Here is a 19,796-nt window from a genome sequence, read left to right on the forward strand (position 1 = left end):
CGCACGCCAGGGGTCTCGCTCGCTACGGGTGTCCTGCGCCGGAGACGACGCGGGCGCGCACCGCCTCCACGAGCGCGCCGAGCCGCGGCGACACCTCGGCCGCGAAGGGCGCGCCCGGCTCGGGCTCGTCGTCGATGGAGAGGAGCGCCTCCGGGAGCCCGGCGAGCTCCGCGCGTGCGCGCAGCCGGACGGCGTCGAGCGCCTCGCGCGGCGCGACCCGGGCGCCGCGCGCCATCACGGGCGCGAGCAGCGGCTCTGCGTCGGGGCTCATCGGCTCGCCGTCGAGCGCGATCACGTCGCGGGCCAGCTTCCCCGATCGATCGCGGAAGCGGTGCACCTGGTGCGCGCCGGGCAGGGTCGCCTTCCCTTCCGAGAACTTCGCGATGGGCGTGCGCTCTCCGCCGGCGCCCCGCTCGACGTCGCCGATCTCCACGAGCTTGTAGACGCCGCCCAGCGCCGGAGCGTCGATCGACGTCACGAGATCCGTCCCGACGCCGTAGAGGTCGATGGGCGCCCCGGCGCGACGGAGCTCGGCGATGCGGTGCTCGTTCAGATCACCCGAGGCGACGATCTTCGCCGACGTGCAGCCTGCGTCATCCAGGATCCTGCGCACGGCCACGCTGAGCGCGCCGAGGTCGCCGGAGTCGAGCCGGACGCCTTTCAGCTTGTCGCGCGCGATCGCCGCGGCGCGCGCCGCGCCGACGAGCGTGTCGTAGGTGTCGATGAGCAGGATCGCCGCGCTCGGGAAGACGGCGACGTAGGCCTCGAACGCGGCCTGCTCCGTCGGGTGGGCCATGGTCCACATGTGCGCGGCCGTCCCGAGCACCGGGATGCCGAAGCGCATCCCGGCCTCGACGTTGGAGGTGCCGACGCAGCCGACCGCGTACGCGACGCGCGCCGCGTCGATCGCCGCCTCCGGGTGGGCCCTCCGGGTGCCGAACTCGATGACCCCCGCGTCGCCGGCGGCCAGGACGATCCGCGCGGCCTTCGACGCGATCGCGGTGGCGTGGTTGATGGCGGACAGGGCGAACGTCTCGATGAGCTGCGCCTCGATGAGCGGCGCCGTGACGCGCAGCACCGGCTCGTTCGCGAAGAACGCGGTGCCCTCGGGGATGGCCCAGACGTCACCGTGGAAGCGGAAGTCCCGCAGGTAGCTGCAGAACGCCGGCGTCATCGCGTCCGCGAGGGCGGGCAGCGCGCTCAGGTAGGCGATCTGCTCTTCGGTGAAGCGGAGCTCCTCGAGGTATCGCACGACCCGCGCGAGGCCCATCGCGACGAGGAAGCGCCGGTGCCGGGGAAGCCGCCGCACGAAGAGCTCGCACGTCGCGACGCGCGAGGCCATGCCGCGGTGGAAATAGCCCGCCGCCATGGTCAGCTGGTACAGATCGGTGTGCAGGGCGTCCACAGATCATGGCTAGAGACGCTGGACGTACGGGTCAACCGGAAGATGGCGTGACGTGAGGCGGTGAGCCGGCCGTCCTCACGCTCGCTCCGCGGGCCGCTGCGGGCACCGCCCCCGCGACGGCCGCGGGTGGACTAAGCTCCGCGGCCATGGCGGCGAAGATCCTGGACGGCAAGGCGATCGCGCAGAAGGTCCGCGACGAGGTGCGGGAGGGGGTGGCGCGCTTCGCGGCCGCCCACGGTCGGCCCCCCGGCCTCGAGGTGGTGCTCGTCGGTGAGGACCCGGCCAGCGTGACCCACACGCGGAGCAAGGAGAGGATGTCGAACGAGGTCGGCATTCGAGGCCGGCTCCGCGCGCTCCCTGCCGCGACGACCGAGGCCGAGCTGCTCGCGTGCGTCGCGGAGCTCGACGCGGACGACACCGTCGACGGGATCCTCGTCCAGCTGCCGCTGCCGGCGCACATCCGCGCGCACGCCGTGCTCGACGCCATCGACCCCGCGAAGGACGTCGACGGCCTCCACCCGATGAACGCAGGTCTGCTCGCGATGGGCCGCCCGGGCGCCATCGCGCCGTGCACGCCGGTCGGCTGCATGCGCCTGCTCGCGGAGGCGGGCGTCGAGCTCGGCGGCGCCCGCGCGGTGGTGGTCGGGCGGAGCAACCTCGTCGGCAGGCCGATGGCGCAGCTGCTGCTCGCGCGGCACGCGACGGTCGCGATCGCCCACACGCGCACGCGCGATCTCAAGGCGCTCTGCCGCGAGGCCGACGTCCTCGTGGCCGCGGCGGGCAAGGCGAAGCTCATCGGCGGCGACTGGATCAAGGAAGGGGCCACGGTGATCGACGTCGGCATGAACCGCGACGACGCGGGCAAGCTGGTGGGCGACGTCGATTTCGACGCCGCCAGGGAGCGGGCCGCGTGGATCACGCCGGTGCCCGGCGGCGTCGGCCCCATGACGATAGCCTCGCTGCTCGCGACGACGCTGCGCGCCGCGGAAGCGCGCGTCGCGAAGCGGTAGCGCCGCCGTGACGGGGGAGCTCGCGCCCGCGCCGCAGCTCGACGCCGACGCGGAGGCCGCCTCCGCCGCCGAGCGCGCCGCGGCGTTCGTCGCGCGCGAGACGGCCGTCGCCTGTCCGCCGTTCGTCCCCGAGGTCAGGCTCCACCTGGCGACCGAGGTCACGCCGCTCTGGCACGCGACCGAGGCGGCGCTCGCGCGCGCGGGCGTGCCGCCGCCGTACTGGGCGTTCGCGTGGGCGGGCGGGCAGGCGCTCGCGCGGTACCTCCTCGATCATCCCGCGACGGTGTCGGGCAAGCGCGTCCTCGACCTCGCCTCCGGCGGCGGCATCGTTGCGATCGCCGCGGTGCTCGCCGGTGCGGGGCGCGTGAGCGCCGCCGACATCGATCCGTTCGCCGCGGCGGCGCTCCGGCTGAACGCGGCCCTGAACGGCGTCACCGTCGACGTGATCACCGAGGATCTCACGGCGAGCGGCGCGACGGCGGCGTGGGACGTGATCGTGGCGGGCGACGTCTGCTACGAGCGCGCGATGGTCGACCGCGTGCTCCCGTGGCTGCGCCAGAAGGCCGCGGGCGCCACCGCGGTGATCGTCGGCGATCCCGGCCGCGCCTATTGCCCCTCCGAGGCGATCGAGGAGCTCGCGCGGTACCTCGTCCCCACGCCGCTCGACCTCGAAGGGCGCGAGCAGCGCGAGACGCGGGTGCTGCGGCTGCTGCCGCGCCCTTCGGACCGCGGCGAGGGGCAGCCCAGCCCGTAGGCGGCGTCCGGGGGCGCGTCGCCCCGCGGACCGAGGCGCCCGCCCCCTACTCCTCGCTGAGCCGCCCCCCGTTCAGCCGGCGCACGTGCCCCCCGATCGCCGCCGCGAAGGCCGCGTCGTTCGTCGTGAGGAGCGTCGCCTTCCCCTCCGCGCGGCGTTGCTCGATGAGCTCCAGCACCGTGCGCGCCCCCTCGGCGTCCAGCCCGTTGGTCGGCTCGTCGATCACGAGCAGCCAAGGATCGCCCACCAGCGCAGCGAGCAGGAGCGCGCGCTTGCGCTGACCGAACGACAGCCCAGAGAGCCGCTGCCGGTAGAAGGCGGCCGCGCCGAGCCGCTCGATCCACGCGCGCCACGCGCCGTCGAGCGGCGGCGCCTGCTTGAGCGCGCGCACGAGGGCGCAGAGCTCCGCGACCTGGAGATCGGGCAGCGCCTCGGTCGCGTCGGGCGCGTAGCCGAGCCGGCGCCGCGCCGCGACCGCGGCGCCGTGGACGGCCTCCCCCGAGAGCGTCACGGCGCCGCGATCGGGCTCCAGCAACCCGACGACGACCCGCAGCAAGGTCGATTTGCCGGCGCCGTTCTCGCCCATCACGACCGCCACCTCCGAAGGTCCGCAGCGGAGGTCGACGCCCGAGAGCACGTCCCTGCCCGAGAGCCGCTTGTGGATCCCCGTCGCCTCCAGCGTCACAGCGCCCTCCCCTCTCCTGCCGCCGCACCGCGCCCGCGGCGCGGCGAGATCCAGCGCGCCCCGACGGGCCCCGCGAGCAGCGCGGCCGCCGGGGCGAAGGCCGCGAGCGCGAGCTCGCCCAGCGTCCACGCGGCCGCGATCGAGGCCGCGATCGCGGCGAGCACCGAGAGCAGCACCCGGCTGCTGTCGCGGCCGTCTTGCCGAACGGACCACCGGACGCAGCCGAGCGCGATCGCGGCGAGGAGCAGCCCCGCGAGCCCCGCGCCGCCGACCAGGCGCAGCGCCAGCGACGGCGCCGCGCCGGTGAGCGCGCCGACCACCGCGCCATGCCCAAGCGCGAGCGCCGCGAGCGGCGCGGCCACCGCCGCGGCGACGGCGCCCGCGCGGAGCCCGGCCGCCGTGCCGCACGCGTCGAGGAGCCACGCGAGCCGCCGCTCCTCGCGCAGGACCGGACCGGAGAGGCCAGCGCCCGCGCAGAGCGCGACCGGCGCGAGCGCGACGAGCGACGCCGCCGCGAGCGGCTCGCCCCCGAGCCGCCCGCTGTTCCGGGCCCAGGCCGCCGCGGCGAGCGCGCCGATCGCGGCGAGCGCGAGGCCTCGCACGAGCACCGCGCGGTGGCCGCGGAGGAGCGCCGCCAGGTAGGCGAACGAGAGCGCGACGAGCGCGGGCGCCGCCGATGGGATCATCGAGCGCTCGCGGCCGGCAGCGACCTCCGGCGCGCGGACGACGGCCGCGCGCAGCCCGACGGCGAGCGCGGGCGCGGCGCAGGCAAGCAGGACCGACGCCGGGGCCCCGAGCGCGATGGCGCCCGCGAGCAGCGCGAGCGCCGAGAGCTCGCGCGCCCCGCGCGGCCGGGCCAGGAGCATGCAGCGCGCCGCCAGCGCCGCGGCGCAAGCGGCGCAGCCGGCGAGCGCGCCGGCGCCGACCGCCCAGAGCGCCGCCCACGGGAGCTCGGCGACGGCGAGGAGCAGCGCATGAGCCGAGAGCAGCTCGCGGCGCGGGACCGGCAGCGCGCGGAGAAAGAACGTCGCCGGCGCCCGGAGCAGCGCGCGCGCCGCCGGCGTCCCGACGAGCAACCACGCTCCCCACAGCGCGACCCGGAACAGGGGCGACTCGCCCGCGAGGCCCGTGAGCTGCGAGGGGTGCATCCCGTTGCCGCCGAACACGACCGCCGCGACGAGGCCCATGCCCATGTACAGCGGCATGGCGCGCGCGAAGGCGTCCTTCCCGGCCGTCGAGACCAGGACGCGCAGGACGAGGGCGAAGCGGCGCAGCACGCCACGTGCTTGTACCCCACGCCGCCCGGATGCTCCCCTTGGAAGCGCGTGCGCCACCGGCGCAGGCCGGCGCTGCCGCTCGGCGCCCGGCGCGCCGCCCGCCCCCCTGCCGCGCTGGCCAGCGCAGCGGCCCTCCCCGCCCGCGTGGCCGATGTCGCGGAGCGCGCCGGAAGCAGTAAACTCGACCGGGTGAGCCGCTCCCCTGGGCGCCGAGGCGCCGACCCGTCGCAGCTCTCGCTGTTCGGTCCAGCGCCGGAGCCCGCCGCTGTCGAGGCGGCGCGCGAGCGCGACGCGATGGCGGCGGTCTACGACGACGCCGCCCGCCTGGCGGCGCAGCTGCCGCCGGGGCTCCACCTCGGCACGAGCTCGTGGAGCTTCCCCGGCTGGCAGGGCCTCGTCTACGCCGCGCGGCAGAGCACGGAGGAGCTCGCGCGCGACGGCCTCGCCGAGTACGCCCGGCACCCGCTGCTCACGACGGTCGGGATCGACCGCAGCTTCTACGCCCCCGTCCCCGACAGCGACTTCCGCCGTTACGGAGCGCAGCTGCCGGACGGCTTCCGCTGCGTGTCGAAGGCGCTGCACGCGGTCGTGTCCCAGACGCTGGAGCGATCGCAGACCCCGCCGGGCGAGGACGACGGGCGCAGCGCGGGCCCCGCTCGCCTCGAGCCGAACCCGGATTTCCTCTCGGTGCCGCTCTTCCTCTCGCGCGTCGCCGCGCCGCTGCTCACGGTCTTCCGGGCGCACGCGGGGCCGGTGCTGCTCGAGCTGCCCCCGGTCGGCCCGCCCCACCGGCTCCCGCCTCGCGCGTTCTTCGAGCGGCTCGACGCGTTCCTCGGCGCGCTGCCGCGCGAGCTCTCCTGCGCGGTCGAGCTCAGGGAGCGCGCGTATTTCACCGGCGAGTACCGGGAGATCCTCGGCGCCCGCGGCGTCGCCCACGCCTACAGCTACTGGCGCAACATGCCGTCTCCCGGGGCCCAGGCGGAGGTTGTGCCCGTCTCGAACGCCCCGTTCGCGGTCGTCCGGCTCTCGCTGAAGCCCGGCCGCCGCTACGAGGCGGAGAAGCGCCGGTTCCACCCGTTCAACCGGGTGGTCGAGCCGGATCCCGAGATGCGCGCGGAGGTCGCGCGGATCCTGTGCGAGGCCGCGGCGCTGCGCATCGAGAGCTTCACGCTCGTGAACAACAAGGCCGAGGGCTCGGCGCCCCTGACCGTGCGCGCCGTCGCCGAGGAGGTCGCCGGCGCGTGGCGCGCGCCCACGGCGCCCACGACGATCGCCGGCGGGTGAGCCCGACCAGCGCAGGACGGCGCCGGCCGACCCGACGCGCGCCAGCGCCGTGGAGAGGACAGGCTGGAAAGGGTCGCCGTGCGGGCGGCCTCGGGGCCGGCGCTGCGCATCCCCCCCGGCTACCGCGCGCGAAAAGGGCTCTCCTCGCCGCACCATCCGTGCAACACCTCGTGCGCCACGGCCCGAGCGCCGGCGCGCCGGCCGCGGCAGAGGACGCGCACAGCGCTTGGAGGTGCCCAGTGAAACGCAGTGAAGCTCCGGCCCGCGCCGATGTGGTCATCGTCGGCGCCGGCCACAACGGTCTCGTCGCCGCGGTCCTCCTCGCCCGCCGCGGGCTCGACGTGGTGGTGCTCGAGGAGAAGGACGCGGTCGGCGGCGCGGTGAAGACCGAGCACCCCTTCCGGAACGCGCCGGGCCTCGGCGTCTCGAGCGGCGCCTACCTGCTCGGGCTCGCCCCCCCCGAGCTGCTCCGCGAGGTCGGCGTCACCCTCCCCCTGCGGCGGCGCGATCCGCACTATTTCCTCCCGACCACGGACCGGCGCTACCTGCTGTTCGGCTCGGATCAGGCCGCGATGAAGCGGCAGTTCCTGGAGTTCTTCTCCCAGGCGGACTGGGACGCGAACAGCGCGCTCCAGGCCGAGCTCGCCGCGCTCCGGGACGACATCGCCCCGACGTGGCTAGAGGAGCCGCTCTCCATCGAGGAGACGGCGGAGCGCTACGTGCGGCCCGCCCTCCGGCAGACGTTCGTGGCGCTCTGCCGGGGCACGATCTCCGACTACCTCGCGCGGTTCGGCTGGAAGAGCGACCTCCTCCAGGCGATGTACGCCGTGACCGACGCCTTCTCGGGGCTCGCGGGCGGCTTCGAATCGCCCGGCACCGGCATGAACTTCCTCATCCACAACATGTGCCGCCTCCCCGGCGCCGACGGGACCTGGATGATCGTCGAGGGCGGGATGGGCACGATCTCCCGCCTCTTCGCCGAGAAGGCGAGGGCCGAGGGCGCGACGATCGTCACCGGCGCCCGCGTCGCGCGGATCGAGTCGTCCGGGGGCGCCGTCTCCGGCGTGCTCCTCGAGGACGGCGCGCGCATCGCCGCGAAGGTGGTCGTCTCGAACGCCGATCCGTACCGCACCCGCGCGCTCGCCGGCGAGGCGGCGATCGGGGCCTCGCTCTCGGCGCGGCTCGACGCGCTCGCGAAGGACGGCTCGACGCTCAAGGTCAACATGGCGCTGACCGGACTGCCCACGTTCACGTGCCTCCCGGAGGACCGCGGGCAGTTCGGGCCGACCATCCACCTCCTGCCGGACGAGGACGTCGTGATGGACACGCTGCGGCAGGCCCACCGCGACGCGATGAGCGGGCGCCTCCCGGAGTTCCCCGCGATCGAGTGGTACTTCCACACGCCGATCGACCCGAGCCTGCGCGACGCGGAGGGCCACCACAACGCGGCGCTCTTCGTGCAGTGGGTGCCCTACGCGCTCGCGGGCGGCGAGACGTGGGACCAGGCCGCGCCGCGCTACGTGAAGCACCTCCTCTCGATCTGCGATCGCTTCGCGCCCGGGATGAGCGACCTCGTGCTGGAGACGTTCACGCTGGCGCCGCCGGACATCGAGCGGCACTTCGGGATCACGAAGGGGCACATCCACCACATCGACAACAGCTTCGGCTTCGCCGATCGCGTGCCCTACCGGTTCGGGCTGGCCGGGCTCTACTCGTGCAGCGCGGGGACGCACCCGGCCGGGTCGGTCATCGGCGCGGCGGGGCACAACGCCGCGAAGGCCGCGCTCGCCGACCTCGGGAAGTGAGCCGCGCGCGGCGGTCACGCCGCCGCGCGCGCGACCGTCCCCTTCGCCGTGACCACCGCGCGCTCGAGCGGGGCGCCGGCGCCGAGGACCACCTGCGCGCCCGGCCAGACCACGCACCCGCGCAGCGCGCCGGCCCCCTCGACCCGCGCCCCCGCGCCGACCACGCTGCCCGCCACGTCCACGCCCTCGGCGACGGACGCCCCCGGGCCGACGTAGCTCCCCAGGCCGCGCTGCGAGAGCCAGTGCGCGCTCGCCGCCAGGTACGCGGCCAGCGTTCCGATGTCGTGCCACACGGCGGGCGCCGCGAACGTCGCGAGCGAGCGCCCCTCGCGCAGCCACGGCAGGTACACGTCCCCCACCATGCACCCGCGCGGCGGCAGCCTTCGCCGGAGCGCCCCGCCGACCACGTGCACGCCCACGAAATCGCCGCCCGCGACCTCGTCGCCGAAGCGCTCGCCGCGGAGCCGCACCACCTCGCCCCGCGCGCCGACGCCGATCGTCCCCTCCCCGACCGGCCGCGGCGCGACCGCGAGCGTCGCCCCCGCGCCGTGCCGGCCGTGCGCCGCGTGCGCCGCCGAGAGCGCCGCCACGTCGAGATCGATCAGGATGTCGCCGTTCCAGAGGACCAGGTCACCCTCGCCGAGCGCGCCCGCCGCGTTCGCGAGGCCCCCGGCGGTGCCGAGGGGCTCCGGCTCGTGCAGGACCTCGACGGGCACCGGGAACGCCGCGAGCAGATCGCGCGAGAATCGCTCCGCGAGGTGGGACTTGTTCACCGCGACGCGAACGACGCCGCCCGCGACGAGCCGCTCGGCGATGTGCGCGATGAGCGGCCGATCGCCGAGCCACAGGAGCGGCTTCGGCATCTCGTCCGTGAGCGGGCGGAGCCGGGTCCCGAGCCCCGCCGCGAGGATCATGGCAGACGCCATGGCCGCGAGGATCGCCCCTTCACGGGGAACGTTCAAGAAATCGAGGTCGCTACGGCGCGACCGCGCAGCCGTGCGACGACGCCAGCGGAGATCGCGGCCATCGGCCCCATCCCTCGTTCAGCTCACTCCCCCCGCTCGGGCAGCCCCCGCGCCGCGCGCTCGAGCAGCTCGTGCCCCGTCGCGTCCCCCTCCTCGAGGTGCGCGACGCCGATGCGGAGGGTCATCCGGAAGGGCGTCGTGGCTGCGCGCCGGAAGCGGTGCTGGCGCACCTTCTCGCCGAGCACCTTCGCGAACGCGGACGACCGGGTCCGACCGATCCCTGGGCAAACGATCGCGAGGGTGTCGCGGCGGTAGCGCCCCAGCAGCCCGCCTTCCGGCACATAGATCCTGACGATGCGCGCGAGGTCGCCGAGGATGCGATCGACCCCCGCGCGGCCCTGCGTCTCCTCGACGCCCTGGAGCCCCTCCACGCTGAGCAGCAGCAGCGAGAGCCTCCTCGTCCGCTGCTCCTTGGCGCGCTGCACCTCTTTCTTCAGGAAAGCCCGGAGCCGCTCCTCGTGGACGACCGCGGCGAGGTCCTCGTCGCGGTGGCGTGACTCGCCGGCCTTGGGCCCAGGCTCCGGAGGCTTGGGCCCCGGGTCCGACGGCGAGCTGGCGCGCCGGTCGTCCGTCTCGCCCCCGCGGCTCTCGACCCCGCGGCGGGACGACGGCGGCGGGTTCGTGGGGCGATCGGGCGCGGGGGGCGGGGTCGACGGGGCGGGCGCGCCGAGCGCCTCCGCCATCAGCGTGACGGCCGCCGTCGCGCGCTCGAAGCGGTCCTTCGGGTCGATCGCGGTCGCCTGCTGGAACCACGCGTCGAAGGCGGGCGGCAGCCGGATGCTGCTGCGGCGCCGCGCGGCGCGGACGCTCGGCGGCTCGGGCAGCCCGGCCACCATCCGCTGGAGGAGCGCGTAGACCGACGGCAGGACGTTGGCCTCGGTCAGCCAGTACGGGCTGCCCACGAGCAGGGCGAAGGCGACGTGCGCGAGCGCATGGATGTCGGTCTTCGGCCCGACGGCGACGTCGCCGCGGATCTGCTCGGGCGCCATGTAGAGGGGCGTCCCGACCATCGCCGTGCGGTCCGCCACGCTGCGGTGCGCCACGACCTTCGCCAGCCCGAAATCCAGGACCTTCACGCAAGGGGAGCCGTCGTCCCGCCTCGTCAGGAAGAGGTTCGCCGGCTTGAGATCCCGGTGGATGATGGCGGCCGCGTGCATCTTGTCGAGCGCGCGCGCGACCTGGCCCAGGTAGAGGACCACCTCGGCCGGCGGCAGCGGGCCGCGGCGCGCGGACAGGCTCGCGAGCTCCTCGCCCTGGAGCAGGTCCATGACGAGGAAGGGCATCCCCGAGTCGGCGTCGATGCCGGCATCGGAGATGTGGACGATGTGATCGCTCTCGATCGCGCCGTGATCTTGGCTTCCTGGGCGAACCGGGCGCGCTGGGCCGGGTCCTGAATGGAGCCGGGGAGCATCACCTTGAGCGCTCGGCGGCGGTCCGTGACCTCGTCCACGACCTCGTACACCGCCCCCATCCCGCCCGTCTTGATGGGGCGCACGACGCGGTACCGCCCATGGAAAGGCGTGTCGGGTCGGAGCTGCGCGAGGCTCGGCGGATCCATGGGGTGATCGCGGCCCTTGGAGCATAGATCGGACCGGGCCCTGTCCGGTCGCCGTTCGCGCCCCCGAGGTGGGGTGGGCAGCTGGTGTGCCTGAAAACTCGACGCCTCCGGCGGCCGCGTGGTAGCTCCGCCGGGTGGGTTCGTCTGCGCTCGCCGTCCTCTCCGCCGCGAGGCGGAGCTCCGCGCCTTGGGCCGCGGCCGCGTTGCTCGGCCTCGGCGCCGTGACCGTCATCACAGCGCCGAGCTGCGGCAACGACGCTGTGGGCGTCGACGCCTGCCGGCGCATCGAGCGTGCCCGGTGCGAGGCGGCCGCCGTGTGCCCGGAGTGGATCGGCTCTGGGGACGCCGAAGAGCGGGTGAACACCTGCGTCGAGTTCTACTGGGACCAGTGCCTGCACGGCATCGAGAGCGGCGCCGGCGGCGGCCAGGCCGCGGCAGAGCCGACGACCACCCAGGTCGATGCCTGCGTCGCCGCCGTCGGCGAGGCGCGCGCCTGCGCCAGCGCCAAGGTCGCGTCCATGGCGGGGTGCTCCGCGGCGCCGCTCGCCGAGGGGATCGACCCCGCGATCAGCCCCTGCGTGGTGATCACCGCCCAGGCGGAGGCGCTCGAGGCCTGCGCGTTCGTCGCCGCCCCGAACGGCGGCGGCGCCGACATCGGCAGCGGCGGCTCTGGCAGTGCGGGCAGCGGCGGCTCTGGCAGTGCGGGCAGCGGCGGCTCCGGCGGCGACAGCGCCGGCAACGGTGGCTCTGACGGCGCAGGCAGCGGCGGCTCCGGCGGCGGCAGCGCGGGCAGCGGCGGCTCCGGCGGGCCCTAATACCGCTGCGGAAAGCTCCCTCGGACCGCTCTCAGGCTGATCGCCCACCTCGCACCAACCTGCTAGGTTCAGGGAGGAGTTCGACCATGGCTACGCCGGCAACAGTCCACGTTGATGTGGAGCTCCCTTCCGATCTCGCACAGCTCCGCCTCCCGGCGGGGGTCGATCGCAGGCTGCAGGCGCTCCTGGACAAGCAGGACCGCGGGGAGAAGCTGTCGGCGGATGAGGCCATCGAAGCCGAGGGGCTCGTCGATCTCGCCGAGCTGCTCAGCTTGCTGCGCCTCCGCGCATCGCGGAAGGAGCCTGCGCTGACGCGATGAGCCGCGACAGCGTGCCCGCGGCGCTCCAGCGTCGCGTCCGCAAGCGTGCCGCCGATCGATGCGAGTATTGCCGGCTCTCCCAGGTCAGCCAGGAGGCCGCGTTCCATGTCGATCACATCCAGCCGCGGCACGCAGATGGCCTGACCACCCCGGAGAACCTGGCGCTCGCCTGTGTGTCGTGCTCCCTGCGCAAGGGAGCGCGGACCCATGGAGAGGATCCGAGCACGGGCGACCACGCGAGCCTTTTCCACCCTCGCTGGGGTCGCTGGGAAGACCACCTCGACGTCACGAGTGATCTGCTGATCGCCGGAAAAACACCGACAGGCCGCGCCACGGTCGCGCGGCTCCGGATGAATCGGCCTCTCGTCATCGAGATTCGACGTGAAGAGGCGCTGCGGGGTCGATTCCCGTAGAGGGCGCCCGCTGCTTCCGCGAGCTCATTTCAAGCCTTGCAGCGGCCAGGCCCCCGGCGTCCAGGCGCAGCCGCGGCGCCGCCCCGCGCGGGCGGCGCATCCGCCAGCTCGCCCGCGAGCGCCGTCGTCCCCGGCGCCTCCTCCCGCGGGCCTCGCTCGGCCGCGCGCCGCGCCGGGCGCGGCGCCCGCGCAGCGGGGCCGCGTTTCATGTGGCGCCGTTCCCCGGCTTGGACTAGTGCCCCCTGCCGATGGGCCGAGCTCGAGCTGGTTTCGGAACCTTGTTCGCAGCGGATCGCGCGCGCGGGCGCTCCCCGCGACCCCGGGCTGGCCGGTGCGCCCTGGCGCTCGCCGTGCTCGCGCTCACGGCCTGCGCCGACGGGTCCAACAGCGACGACGACCTGCAGCTCGGGACGTCGGTGACCATCGACCCGCTCGCCTTCCTTGGCGACGTCCAGTGCTCCGGCTCGGACGAGCCGGAGGCCATCCGCAGCTACGTCGCCACGCTCACCGACAACAGCGCGGAGGGCGGGCCGTCCCCCCTCGCCTCGTCGCCGCCAGTCTCCTGTGCGTGGAGCGTGTCGTTCACCTCCGTCGTCGAGGGGCACAAGTACACGGTCAGGATCGACGGCTACGGGGGGGAGCTCGCCGACGAGCTCACGCCCGAAGGTGGCGAGACCTCCGGGAACCCCGAAATGCTGCTCCCCAACGGTGACAAGGCCGACCCGATCTGGACGTGGGAGTGCCCCGGCCCCGACCCCGACGCCCCGGACAGCGCCGGATCGATCGTGGCGGAGAAGGACGTAGAAATCGTCGTCCGGACGTGCGCCCCGCCCACCCGCTTCGAGCCCTGACCCTTCCGGCGCCCCCGTTGCGCCGCCTCAAGCTCCCGCCGCGCTGTCCAGCGCCCCCGCCCAGGACGCTCCAGCCGCGCTGTCCGGCACCCCTGATGCGCCCTCGACGGCGCCTCGCAGCGTCCGCCGAGGAGCCGGCGGCAGGCCGCGATCCACGCCCGCCGCGCGCGGGGAGGAACGCCCTCTGAGGCCGGCAAACCCTTTGCGCCAGCCTGCCCCTTGGAGTACCTGAACGCATCCGTCGCATCCCCTGAACAGCGTGGGTCATAGGGCGCGCGGCGAAGGCCGGGCTCCACCTCGTCGCTCGTCGATCGAGGCCAGGGCCGCTTCCGCCGCTCCGCTCGACGCTCGATCCGCGCTGGGATGGGCCTCTACGACGGGGGCCGAGCGCGCGCCGCGCCCGCCCCCCGCGCCTCGGGTGCAGGTCCCCCATGGAAGAGACGTCGAACATCCAGCAGAAGGTTCCGGTCAGCATCCAGGACGAGCTCCGGACGAGCTACCTCGACTACGCGATGAGCGTGATCATCGGCCGCGCGATCCCGGACGTGCGCGACGGCCTGAAGCCGGTGCACCGCCGGATCCTCTACTCGATGAACGAGCAGAAGATCGGCCCCACCGGCTCGCACAAGAAGTGCGCGCGCGTCGTCGGAGACGTCCTCGGCAAGTACCACCCGCACGGCGATCTCGCGGTCTACGACGCGCTCGTCCGGATGGGGCAGACCTTCAGCCTGCGCTACCCGCTCATCGACGGGCAGGGCAACTACGGCTCGGTCGACGGCGACTCGCCCGCGGCCATGCGGTACACGGAGTCGCGCCTGTCGCGGATGGCCGTCGAGCTGCTCGCCGATCTCGACAAGGACACGGTCGACTTCGTCCCGAACTACGACGACTCGGAGCTCGAGCCGAGCGTCCTTCCGGCGAAGTTCCCGCAGCTCCTGGTGAACGGCTCCGGCGGCATCGCCGTCGGCATGGCGACGAACATCCCGCCGCACAACCTCGGCGAGATCATCGACGCGACGATCGCCATCATCCGCAACCCCGACATCACCCTGGAGGAGCTGCTCCACCTCGTCCCGGGCCCCGATTTCCCGACCGGCGGCCTCATCTACGGCAAGAGCGGGATCGTGCAGGCGTACACGACCGGCCGTGGCTCGATCACGATGCGCGGGCGCCACCAGGTCGAGAAGACGATGAAGGGCGACCGCGAGCAGATCGTCTTCACCGAGATCCCCTACCAGGTGAACAAGGCCCGGCTGGTCGCGAAGATCGCCGAGTGCATGAAGGAGAAGCGCATCGAGGGGATCAGCGAGGTGCGCGACGAGAGCGATCGCGAGGGGATGCGGATCGTCATCGAGCTGAAGAAGGACATCTTCCCGCAGGTGGTCGTCAACCAGCTCTACCGGCTGACGGACCTCCAGGCGACGTTCGGGGTCATCAACCTGTCGATCGCGAACGGGCGCCCCGCGGTGCTGAGCCTGAAGGACACGCTCTCGCACTTCATCGAGCACCGGCGCGAGGTCGTGACGCGGCGCTGTCGGTTCGAGCTCCGGCAGGCCGAGGCGCAGCGCGAGCTCATCGAGGGGCTCGGGATGGCGACGAGCGACATCGATCGCATCGTCGCGACGATCCGGGCCTCGAGCGATCCGGACGACGCGCGGGAGAACCTGCAGAAGCTGCCGCTCCGGGGGCTCGGCGAGTTCCTCCGGCGCGCCGGCCGGCCGGAGCCCGAGTGCGCCGAGGCCGACACGCGCGGCGACTACTTCCTGTCGGAGCGGCAGGCCAAGGCGATCCTCGAGATGCGGCTGTCGCGCCTGACCGGCCTCGAGCGGGAGAAGCTCGCGAAGGAGTACGGCGAGCTGTCGCAGACCATCGAGCGGCTCCGGGCGATCCTGGCCGACATGGGGCTGCTCATGAACGTGATCGTGATGGAGCTCGAGGAGATCAAGGAGCGCTTCGGCGACAAGCGGCGCACCGAGATCGTGCCGGCCGAGGCCGAGATCCAGATGGAGGACCTGATCCAGGAAGAGGACATGGTCGTGACCATCTCGCACGCCGGCTACCTGAAGCGGACGCCGACCTCGACGTACCGGGCGCAGCGCCGCGGCGGCAAGGGGATGGTGGGGATGGAGGCGCGCGAGGAGGACTGGGTGAGCCAGCTCTTCGTGGCGTCGACGCACTCGTACGTCTTCTTCTTCAGCGACAAGGGCAAGGTCTTCGTCAAGAAGGTCTACGAGATCCCGCAGGCGCCGCGGAACGCGAAGGGCCGGGCGATCGTGAACTTCGTCGGGATGGAGCCGGGGGAGAAGGTCGCGGCGATCACGCCGGTGCCGAGCTTCGACGGCGAGACGTTCGTGGTGACGCTGACCCGCCGCGGGCAGATCAAGAAGACGGCGCTCAACGAGTACGAGAACTACCGGGACAAGGGGATCATCGGCGTGCGGATCGAGGAGGGCGATCAGCTCTTCACGGCGGCGCTCACCGACGGCAAGCGCGAGCTCGTGATCGCGACGCGGAGCGGGATGAGCATCCGCTTCCCCGAGGACCAGGTGCGCCCGACGGGCCGCGCGACGATGGGCGTGAAGGGCATCGAGCTCGACGAGGGCGACGTGGTGGTCGGCCTCGGCGTGAGCGGCGACGGGCGCGACCGGGTGCTCGCGGTCTGCGAGCGCGGGTACGGCAAGCAGACGCCGCTCGAGGAGTTCCGGCTCCAGAGCCGCGGCGGCAAGGGCGTGATCCTGATCGACGCGAGCGAGCGGAACGGGCCGGTCGTGGGCGTCGCCATGGTGAGCCCGAGCGACGAGGTGCTGATCGTGACCGATCGCGGGCAGATGATCCGCACCAAGACGAGCGAGATCCGCGAGACGGGGCGCAACGCGCAGGGCGTGCGGATCATGCACGTCGGCCAGGACGAGCGGGTCGTCGCCGTCGAGGCCTTCGCGGCGGAAGCGGAAGCGGCCGAGGCCGAGGAGGGCGGGTCGACGCCGCCGGCGGCCGGCGCGGACGGGACCAACGGGGTCGCGGATCACGCCGGCGGGAACGGGAGCAGCGAGGTCAACTAGAGGTCGACCGGGCGCCGAGCTCGGTCGACGGCCCGTCCGCAGCCCCCGCGGCGCGACCACCACACGAGGGACCGACGGTGGTCCTCGGGTCGACCGGACGGGGAGCTCGGTGGCCGACGAGGGCCGCTAGCTCGGTCACGTGCTCGTCGTGCGCGCCCATCGCCATGAGCGCGTCGGCGAGCCGCAGGACGTACTCGACGTTCGAGCCGCTCGGGCCGTGCGACGCGAGCACCTGCGCGGCGATCTCGGGGAGCGGCGCAGCGCCCAGGTAATCGGGGTTATCCGGCGTGGCCAGGTACACGATGGCCGACCGGGCCGTGATCTCCGCGCGCACCGCCGCCCCATCCGCAAGGTGGAGCGGCACGTCGTGGCGCGCATATCCGCCCTTCTCGCGGTGGTCCAGCGCGCGGAGCACCTCGTCGAGCTCGGCCTCGCCAACGCGATAGGCCATCCCCCAGCAGAGGGCGCCAGGCGACGGGATGAGCGTGACCACCCGCCCGGGCGCCCCGGGGACGCCCCGATGGTCTGTGGACCCCTGCCAGAAGCGGCGGGCCCACCCCGTGATGTACCCTGGCACCATCCGCTCGAAGCGGAAGGCAGGCCGCCAGATCAACGAACCGTAACCGAAGATCCACGCCTCGCGGTCCACGGGGCGATTGTACCAAACCGCGCCGGCCGTCAGCCGCTGCAGCTCACCCCTCGAGCAGCTCGAACCGGATCCCCGCCGCCTGAAGCCGCTCGATGAGCCGCTCCCCCATCGCGACGGCCGGCGTGATGACCCCGGCGCGCGCCGGCAGCCGCTCGCGGTCGAACGCCATGCAAAGCGCCGACTCCGCCACCATCTTGGCCGTCTCCGAGTACCCCGGATCGCCGCCGCTCACGCGCGTCACCACCTTGCGCGACGCGCTCTTCCCCTGGAAGGTCACCTGGAACCAGCTGCGCGCCCGCTCCTCCGCGCTCGGCCCCTCCCCCGGACTCCGCACCTTGCGGAGCAGCTCCCGCGTCGGTCCCACCTTGGCCAGCGCCGTGACCGCGCCGAAGCCGGCGATCCCCATCACGAGCTGCAGCCCGGACTTGACCTGCACGTTGTGGCTGTACTGGAAGTCGGGGCCGTAGGCGTCGAGCTCCCGCGCGCTCCGGAGCACGACGAGCGGATCGATGCTGGGCATCGGACAGAGCCATGCGCGCAGCCCCTTCTCGTAGCGGATACGCGCCTTGAGCCCCCGCACCCTGCGCGCCCCGTGCGCGCCCTCGCCGCGCGCGGCGCCCTTCCTGGGGCCGGCGTGCGCCATGATCTCGAGCAGCGACTGCCAGGTGCCGCCGGAGAAGCTGCCGTGCGCGCGCACGATGCCCTCCACAGCGATCGGCTCGCCCGCGGGGAGCTTCGTCACCGTGAAGAGCACCCCGAGGTCGTGCGGGATGCTGTCGAAGCCGCAGCAGTTGACGATCCGCACGCCCCGCGCGCGGGCGGCCTCGTGGTGGCGCTCGATGAGGCGGTCGACGAACCCAGGCTCGCCGGTGAGATCCGCGTAGTCGGTGCCCGCGCGGATGCACGCCTCGACGAGCGGCTCGCCGAGCGCCGTGTAAGGACCGACCGTCGTGATGACGACGCGCGCCTGGCGAGCCATGCGCTCGAGCGACGCCGCGTCGTCCGACGCCGCCTCGATGACGCCCAGCGAGGAGCACGCCGGATCGATCGCCTCCATCGCCGCCTTCACCTCGGCGAGGCGCCCCGCGCTCCGGCCAGCGATCGCCCAGCGGATGGGCCGCTCTTCTGCGCCACGGGCGGAGGCGTCCTTGCCCTTGGTGGCGAGATACTCGGCGACGAGGCGACCGGTGAAGCCGGTCGCTCCGAAGACGATCACGTCGTACGCGCGGTCGCTGGTCATGGGGGGCAGCCTTGATACCACGACCGCGGGCGGGAACGGTCAGCGCCGGCACCACGAGAGCGACGGCGGCACCCAGCCGCCGAACGAGCGCTCCAGGTGCTCCGCCACGGCGATCGTCACGTGATCGTTGCCGTGGATCGCCGCCACCTGGACGCCGAGCGGCAGCCCCTCGCCGTTGAGGCCCAGCGGCACCTGCGTCGCCGGCATCTCCATGACGTTGAGCACCGCGGTGTATGTCCACTGGAAGGGCGGCAGCAGCGGCGCGTAGTGCCGCGGCGCGGGGCTCGGATAGGACGGGTAGAGCATCACGCCCTGCTCGCCGATGCGCGACACGAGCTCGGCGCGCAGCGCCTTGCCGAGCTCCAGGGCGCGCTCGACGCGCGCCGGCAGCAGCCCGCCGACGTCCTCCAGCAGCGCGAGCCCCAGCGCGGGCAGCGTGTGCGTCGAGCGGCGGACCGACCAGCGGGCGAGCTCACGCGGCAGGCTGACCGGGCGGCCACCACCGAGCAACGCCCGGAACGTGACGCCCCCGGACGTGCCCACCATTGCCGTCCAGATGTCGAGCGCCCGCGCGAGGAGGTCGATCCTCGCCTCGACCACCGTCGCCCCGCAGGCGGCGAGCGCCTCCGCCGCCTTCCGCTGCGCGGCCACGAGATCGGCGCTCACCCGGCGCACGCCGTCGTGCTCGACGGAGAGCACCGTCAGCGCGCCGAGATCGACCGAGGCCGGATCGCCGAGCGGCAGCGGCGCACAGCCCGGATCGCGCGCGTCGGGGCCGGCGAGGATGCGGAGCACCGGCATGAGATCCTCGGCGCGCCGCGCGATCGGGCCCGTCGTCATGAAGCGGAGCCCCCGCTCGCCCGGCAGCGGGAACTGGCCCGTGGTCGGCACGAGCCCGCCGGTCGGTTTGTGGCCGAAGACGCCGTTGAAGAACGCCGGCATGCGGATGGATCCGCCGATGTCCGAGCCGAGGCCGACCGGCGCGCCGCCCGCGCCGATCACCGCGGCCTCGCCGCCCGAGCTGCCGCCCGCGGTGCGCGCCGGGTCGTAGGGGTTGTTCGTCCGGCCGTAGAGCCGGTTGTTCGTCTCCATCCACATGCAGAGCTCCGACACATTGGTGACGCCGAGCGGGATGAAGCCTGCGGCGCGCAGGCGCGTGACCGTCACGGCGTCCTCCTCCGCGCGCACGTCGGCGCGGGCGACGAGCCCCGCGGAGTTCGGCATACCGGCGACGGCGAAGCTCTCCTTGATGGAGCACGGGACGCCGAGGAACGGCGGCGCGCCCGCGGCCCCGCCCTCATCGAGGAGCGCGTCGACCGCGCGCGCCTCGGCGCGGGCGGCCTCGAACCGGTCCGCCACCATCGCGTTGAGCGTCGGGTTCACGCGCTCGATGTGCCGGATATGGGCCTCCACGACCTCGGCCGACTTCACGGCTCGTTCGCGGATCAGCGCAGCGAGCCGGGTCGCGGAGAGCAGGAGCAGCGGATCTCGTGACAGCATGCGTGCGGCGAGGATCAGGCTCGGGACGACGACCCAGGTCAAGGGCCCGCCACCCCGGGTCCGTCGATCGCCCCCGCCCCATCCCGGGCGCGAGACGCGCGCGGCCCTCGCCGAGCGTCCTCCTGGGCGCCGGGGGCGCTGGCCGC

At 74.0% G+C, this 19,796-nt stretch carries 17 protein-coding genes; 9 read left to right on the forward strand and 8 right to left on the reverse strand.

What is annotated here, in order from left to right; all coding sequences use genetic code 11:
- Window positions 1-22: 22 nt before the first annotated feature.
- A complete protein-coding gene (locus tag POL72_RS29675; RefSeq protein ID WP_272099410.1) occupies window positions 23-1,405 on the reverse strand; it encodes a nicotinate phosphoribosyltransferase in 1,383 nt (460 codons plus the stop codon).
- Between the two features lie 146 nt (window positions 1,406-1,551).
- On the opposite strand from POL72_RS29675, the gene folD reads away from it, so the two are divergent.
- Together folD and POL72_RS29685 are read left to right on the forward strand one after the other, a co-directional pair.
- Entirely contained in the window at window positions 1,552-2,415 is an 864-nt protein-coding gene (gene folD / locus POL72_RS29680; RefSeq protein WP_272099412.1) for a bifunctional methylenetetrahydrofolate dehydrogenase/methenyltetrahydrofolate cyclohydrolase FolD, read from the forward strand.
- 7 nt (window positions 2,416-2,422) lie between these two features.
- On the forward strand, window positions 2,423-3,169 hold the full coding sequence (locus POL72_RS29685) for a class I SAM-dependent methyltransferase (protein ID WP_272099414.1): 747 nt from the start codon (window positions 2,423-2,425) through the stop codon (window positions 3,167-3,169).
- 46 nt (window positions 3,170-3,215) lie between these two features.
- Here the strand turns inward: POL72_RS29685 and POL72_RS29690 are convergent, their stop codons facing one another.
- Window positions 3,216-3,854: an ATP-binding cassette domain-containing protein gene (locus POL72_RS29690; RefSeq protein WP_272099416.1), complete on the reverse strand. Its 639-nt coding sequence runs from the start codon at window positions 3,852-3,854 to the stop codon at window positions 3,216-3,218.
- Entirely contained in the window at window positions 3,851-5,131 is a 1,281-nt protein-coding gene (locus POL72_RS29695) for a hypothetical protein (RefSeq protein WP_272099418.1), read from the reverse strand. The genes POL72_RS29690 and POL72_RS29695 overlap by 4 nt, the downstream gene beginning before the upstream one ends.
- Window positions 5,132-5,179: 48 nt before the next feature.
- Between POL72_RS29695 and POL72_RS29700 the strand changes: the two genes are divergently transcribed.
- Window positions 5,180-6,415 carry a DUF72 domain-containing protein gene (locus POL72_RS29700; protein ID WP_272099420.1) on the forward strand — a complete coding sequence of 412 codons (1,236 nt, stop codon included), beginning with the start codon at window positions 5,180-5,182 and terminating at the stop codon, window positions 6,413-6,415.
- A 239-nt stretch (window positions 6,416-6,654) separates the two neighbouring features.
- Window positions 6,655-8,220 carry a phytoene desaturase family protein gene (locus tag POL72_RS29705; RefSeq protein ID WP_272099422.1) on the forward strand — a complete coding sequence of 522 codons (1,566 nt, stop codon included), beginning with the start codon at window positions 6,655-6,657 and terminating at the stop codon, window positions 8,218-8,220.
- Window positions 8,221-8,234: 14 nt separating this feature from the next.
- On the opposite strand, the gene POL72_RS29710 is transcribed toward POL72_RS29705, so the two are convergent.
- Window positions 8,235-9,182: a nucleotidyltransferase family protein gene (locus POL72_RS29710; protein WP_272099424.1), complete on the reverse strand. Its 948-nt coding sequence runs from the start codon at window positions 9,180-9,182 to the stop codon at window positions 8,235-8,237.
- A gap of 86 nt (window positions 9,183-9,268) precedes the next feature.
- Window positions 9,269-11,035: a protein kinase domain-containing protein gene (locus POL72_RS29715; protein WP_308738135.1), complete on the reverse strand. Its 1,767-nt coding sequence runs from the start codon at window positions 11,033-11,035 to the stop codon at window positions 9,269-9,271.
- On the opposite strand from POL72_RS29715, the gene POL72_RS29720 reads away from it, so the two are divergent.
- The 5 genes from POL72_RS29720 (at window position 10,938) to gyrA (ending at window position 16,261) form a co-directional block, all read left to right on the forward strand.
- Window positions 10,938-11,618: a hypothetical protein gene (locus POL72_RS29720; RefSeq protein ID WP_272099429.1), complete on the forward strand. Its 681-nt coding sequence runs from the start codon at window positions 10,938-10,940 to the stop codon at window positions 11,616-11,618. The two genes, POL72_RS29715 and POL72_RS29720, sit on opposite strands and share 98 nt — an antisense overlap.
- Before the next feature lie 86 nt (window positions 11,619-11,704).
- On the forward strand, window positions 11,705-11,938 hold the full coding sequence (locus POL72_RS29725; protein ID WP_044965251.1) for a hypothetical protein: 234 nt from the start codon (window positions 11,705-11,707) through the stop codon (window positions 11,936-11,938).
- Window positions 11,935-12,351 carry an HNH endonuclease gene (locus POL72_RS29730; RefSeq protein ID WP_272099431.1) on the forward strand — a complete coding sequence of 139 codons (417 nt, stop codon included), beginning with the start codon at window positions 11,935-11,937 and terminating at the stop codon, window positions 12,349-12,351. The genes POL72_RS29725 and POL72_RS29730 overlap by 4 nt, the downstream gene beginning before the upstream one ends.
- Before the next feature lie 350 nt (window positions 12,352-12,701).
- A complete protein-coding gene (locus POL72_RS29735; protein ID WP_272099433.1) occupies window positions 12,702-13,202 on the forward strand; it encodes a hypothetical protein in 501 nt (166 codons plus the stop codon).
- A gap of 431 nt (window positions 13,203-13,633) precedes the next feature.
- Window positions 13,634-16,261, forward strand: a complete 2,628-nt coding sequence (gene gyrA / locus POL72_RS29740) for a DNA gyrase subunit A (protein WP_272099435.1) — start codon at window positions 13,634-13,636, stop codon at window positions 16,259-16,261.
- Here the strand turns inward: gyrA and POL72_RS29745 are convergent.
- The 3 genes from POL72_RS29745 to POL72_RS29755 are packed head-to-tail and all read right to left on the reverse strand — an operon-like array spanning window position 16,254 to window position 19,692.
- Window positions 16,254-16,910 carry a gamma-glutamylcyclotransferase gene (locus tag POL72_RS29745; RefSeq protein WP_272099437.1) on the reverse strand — a complete coding sequence of 219 codons (657 nt, stop codon included), beginning with the start codon at window positions 16,908-16,910 and terminating at the stop codon, window positions 16,254-16,256. The genes gyrA and POL72_RS29745 overlap by 8 nt on opposite strands.
- A gap of 43 nt (window positions 16,911-16,953) precedes the next feature.
- Window positions 16,954-18,150 carry a saccharopine dehydrogenase family protein gene (locus POL72_RS29750; RefSeq protein WP_272099439.1) on the reverse strand — a complete coding sequence of 399 codons (1,197 nt, stop codon included), beginning with the start codon at window positions 18,148-18,150 and terminating at the stop codon, window positions 16,954-16,956.
- Window positions 18,151-18,189: 39 nt separating this feature from the next.
- Window positions 18,190-19,692: an amidase gene (locus POL72_RS29755; protein WP_272099441.1), complete on the reverse strand. Its 1,503-nt coding sequence runs from the start codon at window positions 19,690-19,692 to the stop codon at window positions 18,190-18,192.
- Window positions 19,693-19,796: the final 104 nt, after the last annotated feature.

Source organism: Sorangium aterium, assembly GCF_028368935.1.
Taxonomy (GTDB): domain Bacteria; phylum Myxococcota_A; class Polyangia; order Polyangiales; family Polyangiaceae; genus Sorangium; species Sorangium atrum.

What these genes read in the sequence shown, in the direction of transcription:
- folD (WP_272099412.1), top strand. Translation starts at nt 1,552, where the DNA reads ATGGCGGCGAAGATCCTGGACGGCAAGGCGATCGCGCAGAAGGTCCGC.
- POL72_RS29715 (WP_308738135.1), bottom strand. Translation starts at nt 11,035, where the DNA reads ATGACGGTCACGGCGCCGAGGCCGAGCAACGCGGCCGCGGCCCAAGGC.
- POL72_RS29725 (WP_044965251.1), top strand. Translation starts at nt 11,705, where the DNA reads ATGGCTACGCCGGCAACAGTCCACGTTGATGTGGAGCTCCCTTCCGAT.
- POL72_RS29730 (WP_272099431.1), top strand. Translation starts at nt 11,935, where the DNA reads ATGAGCCGCGACAGCGTGCCCGCGGCGCTCCAGCGTCGCGTCCGCAAG.
- gyrA (WP_272099435.1), top strand. Translation starts at nt 13,634, where the DNA reads ATGGAAGAGACGTCGAACATCCAGCAGAAGGTTCCGGTCAGCATCCAG.
- POL72_RS29750 (WP_272099439.1), bottom strand. Translation starts at nt 18,150, where the DNA reads ATGACCAGCGACCGCGCGTACGACGTGATCGTCTTCGGAGCGACCGGC.